6 protein-coding genes are annotated in these 5,179 nt (G+C 58.1%); 4 read left to right on the top strand and 2 right to left on the bottom strand.

Annotated features, from left to right (window positions below; translation table 11 throughout):
* Positions 1-85 precede the first annotated feature (85 nt).
* Positions 86-484 (top strand): DUF2178 domain-containing protein, encoded by a 399-nt coding sequence (locus ABDZ36_RS03110; RefSeq protein ID WP_211313723.1) that lies wholly within the window; start codon positions 86-88, stop codon positions 482-484.
* Between the two features lie 5 nt (positions 485-489).
* Positions 490-711, top strand: coding sequence for a helix-turn-helix transcriptional regulator (locus ABDZ36_RS03105; protein ID WP_211313722.1), 222 nt, complete (start codon positions 490-492; stop codon positions 709-711).
* A gap of 1,119 nt (positions 712-1,830) precedes the next feature.
* On the opposite strand, the gene ABDZ36_RS03100 is transcribed toward ABDZ36_RS03105, so the two are convergent.
* Complete coding sequence (locus ABDZ36_RS03100) at positions 1,831-3,105, bottom strand: RNA-guided endonuclease TnpB family protein (RefSeq protein ID WP_211313721.1); 1,275 nt, start codon at positions 3,103-3,105, stop codon at positions 1,831-1,833.
* A 70-nt stretch (positions 3,106-3,175) separates the two neighbouring features.
* Between ABDZ36_RS03100 and ABDZ36_RS03095 the strand changes: the two genes are divergently transcribed.
* Positions 3,176-3,313, top strand: coding sequence for a hypothetical protein (locus ABDZ36_RS03095; RefSeq protein WP_211313720.1), 138 nt, complete (start codon positions 3,176-3,178; stop codon positions 3,311-3,313).
* A 435-nt stretch (positions 3,314-3,748) separates the two neighbouring features.
* Entirely contained in the window at positions 3,749-3,904 is a 156-nt protein-coding gene (locus ABDZ36_RS03090; protein WP_211313719.1) for a rubrerythrin-like domain-containing protein, read from the top strand.
* 217 nt (positions 3,905-4,121) lie between these two features.
* On the opposite strand, the gene ABDZ36_RS03085 is transcribed toward ABDZ36_RS03090, so the two are convergent.
* On the bottom strand, positions 4,122-5,075 hold the full coding sequence (locus ABDZ36_RS03085; RefSeq protein ID WP_211313718.1) for a transcription initiation factor IIB: 954 nt from the start codon (positions 5,073-5,075) through the stop codon (positions 4,122-4,124).
* Positions 5,076-5,179: the final 104 nt, after the last annotated feature.

Genomic DNA, 5,179 nt, shown 5'->3' with positions numbered 1-5,179 from the left:
TACTCTCCCGCTTCACTTCCAACGTTCTAACGACTCATCCCGACGCTGTCTGCGGATTCAATAGAGCCGATCAAAACAAAGCGGACTGGACCTCACGCGGCGAACGTACAGACGGCTCGTCTACGGAATCGTCACCCTCGGCATCATCGGGTTGCTCGCCGGAATCGCACTCAACGAGCAACTCCTCGGAACCATCATCTACCTCTGTGGCGCCTGGCTCGGGGCCAGTATCGCCTTCCTCGCACCGCGATGGAGTGACACGACACTCCAAGACGAACGCGACTACGAACTCCACAACCGCGCAAGCGGTCTAACAATGGGAATCACGATGGCTCTCGGCCTCAGCATCATTCCGGCCCTCTATGTTCTTGATGCCGGTGGCTATCTCGAAATCTCGGACACAATCGGTGGGGGGATCTTAGTCCTCTCAGCGCTCTTCCTCCTGTACGGCACCTGCTTCGGGATTGTCCAGCGGAACGCGTAGCACGAATGCAAAACGACCTCCCGAGACGACGACAAGCGGCGGAATTGAGTCAGGGCGACCTCGCCGAAGCTGTCGACGTCACTCGCCAGACTATCAACGCTATCGAACGAGAGCGATACGACCCCTCACTAGAACTCGCGTTCAAGCTCGCAGCCTATTTCGACTGCTCGACCGAGGACATTTTCGAGCCGAGAAACCACCCCGATGGGACTGAGAGCAAGCCCTAAGCGGTTCACGCGCGAGTAGACGGCTTGTACCGCCGCGCGCCGCGAACTATCCGGGTGACGAGATCGATGAGACCGAGCGTAAACCCATCCCAGTGCCAGTCCGCCAGCATCGTCGATACCACAGACTCTACCAACTCCGTCCCGATGGTAAGAAGATCAACGGAGAGTGGGTCTGTTCCGATGAAATCAGGGGGTTCACGTATCCACCAATACAGGTAAAGGACTTATCGCTCAGTACAGGAGGGGTCTATCGAGGGCGTACTGGGTCTGGAAGTGGCCGAAGTTCTGGCATCGTTCCTGACCGCTCAATCGTTTGGATTTCGACGTTGTTCACCGCAACGGTGAGCGTTTCCCAGTCACTCGGCACATTTGCTCCACCGACAAGGTGAGTTACGGAACTGCATTGCGATTCCTTGGTCGTTCTACTGGACGACGTTCCGCTACTGAATCCAGACGTGACGTTGAATCTCAAGACGAACTCATTCCCGATGGAATGGGTCAGCTTTGGTTCAACCTCTCCTAACTCGTCACAGAGACGCACGTCAAACGTTAAATCCGCTGAGTCACCGTCGCTCACGATGTGAACCCATCCGCTGTGAGCCTCCTCCTCGCTTGGGAACGATGTATGACTCTTTGAGTAAGCGAGTCCAAGGGAGTCGTCGCCCTGGTTGATTTCGGTTTCATCCGAACCACTCGGACTCGCAGAATTCGCCCACCCTTGACAGCCGGCAAGAAAGCTAAGACCAGCAATGGAACCAACGGAAAGCACCGTACGGCGGGATACTGGAGGGGCCATTAATTAAGAAAATACGTGCGATTGACAAGTATCTTCCTCATACCAGTATCGTGTGCGTGGAGACTTGATAGCTACCGTCCTGTCGCTGATTGACTCGCATACCGACTTCACGACTAGGCGGCCCTGAATCAGCCCCCCTAACTCGTCGTGGGTAGGGCGTTGGTGAACGCCTCGACAAAGTCGCCGGGTCATGGCGCGATAACCATCAGAATCCCTGACTGGAGGATGACGATCGTCCGGCTCGGCGCCGACGTCAAGATGCTTGATGTGTATGACATCCTCCTCGCCGTAAACGGCGAGGTTTCCCGACCGCGTGTGGGATATTATGGTTCGCGGTCCACGACCTGTTCTTGCGGTGCGAACGCACCGCTTCGGTCGAACAGGCGGACCGCTGGCTGTGCCAACCAGCCGGTACTCCTATCCTCGGACGCGCTGTCCGACGGACTCGGAGGTACTTGTTTGCGAATGTTCTCGGCTCCGTTGCAATCGGCGTTGTAGGCGTCGTCGCACGCCTCGCAGACGTACAACCCGCGCTCGACACGCTGCCTGTCGTCTTCGGCCCCGCACACACAACACGTCTTTGACGTACCGCGCTCGGACACGCGTCCCACGTCGATGCCGTGTTGTTCGCCCTTGTATTCGAGCATCGACGCGAAGCGGTCGAACGCCCATCCGTGGAGGTCTAGGTTGCCGTGCGTCCCCCAGCTGCGGGCGTCGCCCGTCTCGCCATCCTCGCGGATGCCGCCGAGGTCTCCGACGGCGACATGGCCGACGCCACGGGCGGCGCACTCCTCCACAATGTCTTTCGAGAGTGCGTGCAAGAAGTGGGTTTGGCGTTCCGACCGCTTCCGGTCAAGACGTTGAGCTTCGCGTGACGCCGAGTCGTCCGTCTTCGCACGCTCTTTCGAGAAGTAGTAGTTGTCTTCTTTGAGCGCGCCGCCGGGGTACAACAGCGATTCATCCCCGAACGAAACCGCGGCGAAGTTACAGATACCAAGGTCGATACCGGCGGTGCCGTCGCCGGGCGATTCGGCCTCGGCAACTTCGACGCGACAGATGAAGTGCAACCGCCACTCGCCACGTTCATACACCGCGCGGACCTGCTGAACGTTCTCGACGGTGACGTTCGGTCCGGCGTCGTACTTGCAGAGAATGAAGTCCGAGCGGTGTTCCTTGAGGTTGCGGCCTTTCGAGAGTCGCACGCGGTTGTTCGTGGCGTCGTGCGTGAAGCCGTCGGCCTTGAACGTGACTGTCGAGCGCGGATGCTCGTCGCCGTGTTTGCGGTAGCCGGGCGGGTTCGCGTTCTTGTTCCCGTTTCGGCGGTGGCCGTACCAACTGTCGAACGCCTCAGAAAGCTCTTCGAGAACTTTCTGACTTGATTGTGCGTTGAGGTCAGCATAGCGTTCGTGGCTCTTGAGGTAGGCCTTGAGCGGACCGTCCGCGGGAATCGTCCCCGTCTCGTCCCAGATACGCGCGACCGTCCACCGGCCGACGTTCCAGAGTTTCGAGGCGGCGAACCCGAGCGAATCGAGGTCTCCGCAGACCTGCCGGTGGTTACGAACACCGGCAGTGAAGGTGCGGATGACCTGTTTCGCCATACACTACCTATATACCCCCTCATTATACGTATTTGGGTGCCTGTTGTTCTGATGTAGCGGTGGGAAAACGATGACAACGCGCCTCTCAATCGACATTGACGACGAGTTGCACAAGGAGTTCTCAAAGGCCGTAATCGACGTTGACGAGACGAAGGCCGACGTTGTGCGGGAGTTAGTCCGCGAATGGGTTGACGAACAAAACGAGTAGTACCGCAAAGGAATATCCGGCCGGCAACCGACGGTGGTTTGTGGAACCGGCTGGCGCGATTCACGCCCTTCGGCCGTCACTACGTTCGGCCTCAGGACGGGATTCTCTCGCTGTTAAAAGATCGTCGGAGTCTGTCGTGTGCCTCTGTTCGACCTGTTCGATCTGCGTAATTCAAAACCATTCGGCTACACGATCAGATTGACGAGTTCCTCGCCGGCGTTGATGTGGGCGAGGTCCCCCCAAATGTAGTCCCTGAGATTCCGATAGGAGTCCTCAGTGAACCCTGTGCAGTGTGGGGGAGTGATTTAACTGATTCATATAGGTAGGAGATAACAATTCCCCACTTGCGGACAACGGAATTAAAATAATGGTATTTTAACCCCCTAATATTATGATAAGAGATAATATTTAGGCGGTGAGTCCCGAGTACTCTCTATGCCGCATGGGATAGATGTTGAGCACGAGAACAACCCCAAAAGCATCTCCACGTACGAGTGCCTGAGGTGCGGCGAGATCGTCGAGGCAAAAACGCATCCACTCACATGTGACTGTGGTGGCGGCTTCCAAAACAGAGCAAAATCCCTCGAGTGACATTCTCCCATCAGTATGGAACTCCTAGTGCAGGACAGATACCCGTATTCAGAACCATCTCACGGTCTTAACCACCCAGACTCAGAGTCCAAGGGTTACAGATCGAGTTCCTCAGTTGCGATCGAAGATGGTAGTCCAGTACAGCTGACGGATCCATGGTGGACCCCTCCGAATCGCGAGGCTGACCGAGGAGTGATCGCGGGGGAGACTTCCAGACCTACGTCTCGAAGCCCATCGCTTCGATCTGCTCTTGGTAGCGGTTGCGGATGGTGACTTCGGTGACGTTGGCGACGTCGGCGACTTCACGCTGGGTCTTTTTCTCGTTGCAGAGGAGGCTCGCGGCGTAAATCGCGGCCGCCGCGAACCCGGAGGGGGATTTCCCGGAGAGGAGGCCCTGTTCGGCGGAGGTATCGACGAGTTCGCGGGCCTTGGCGATGACCTCCTCGGAGAGGTCAAGATCACTCGCGAAGCGTGGGAGGTACTCCTTCGGGTCGGTTGGCTCCATCTCCAGACTGAGCTCCTGGGCGACATAGCGATACGTGCGTCCGATCTCCTTTTGACCGACCCGCGAAACCTCCGTGACTTCCTCAAGCGAGCGTGGGATCCCCTCCTTGCGGCAAGCGGCGTACAAGCAGGCGGTGGCGACGCCCTCGATGGAGCGCCCGCGGATGAGGTCTTCGTTGAGTGCGCGCCGGTAGAGAACTGATGCGATCTCGCGAACACTCCGGGGGACGCCGAGTGCGGACGCCATTCGATCCATCTCGGAGAGGGCGAATTGGAGGTTGCGCTCGCCGGCGTCCTTCGTCCGAATGCGCTCCTGCCACTTCCGGAGGCGATTCATCTGGTTGCGCTTCTTCGAGTCGAGTGAGCGGCCGTAGGCGTCCTTGTTCTTCCAGTCGATCTGGGTGGTGAGGCCCTTATCGTGCATCGTCTGCGTAGTTGGCGCACCGACGCGACTCTTCTGGTCGCGCTCACTGGAGTTGAACGCCCGCCACTCCGGCCCGCGGTCGATCTGGTCATCGTCGAGAACGAGCCCGCAGTCCTCGCAGAGTCGCTCGCCCTGATCCGTGACGATGTTCGTCGAGTCGCACTCCGGGCAGTGCTGGGTCTCCTCGCTAGATTGCTCCTGCTCGGCCTGCTCTTCGCTGCGTTCTCGAGTCGGCCGTTCCATTCACTCTGTGACAGCCACCTAATCAAATATAGGTCCATCCGTCTTTAGCTAAGACGAGAACCGCGTGACAGCGACGGCTTATCGAGGCTACTTTTCGAGAGGAA

Origin of the sequence: Halarchaeum salinum, assembly GCF_039520965.1 — an archaeon.
GTDB lineage: Archaea > Halobacteriota > Halobacteria > Halobacteriales > Halobacteriaceae > Halarchaeum > Halarchaeum salinum.
The sequence above is the reverse complement of the archived record's forward strand: the minus strand, read 5'-3'. Positions and strand labels throughout refer to the sequence as shown.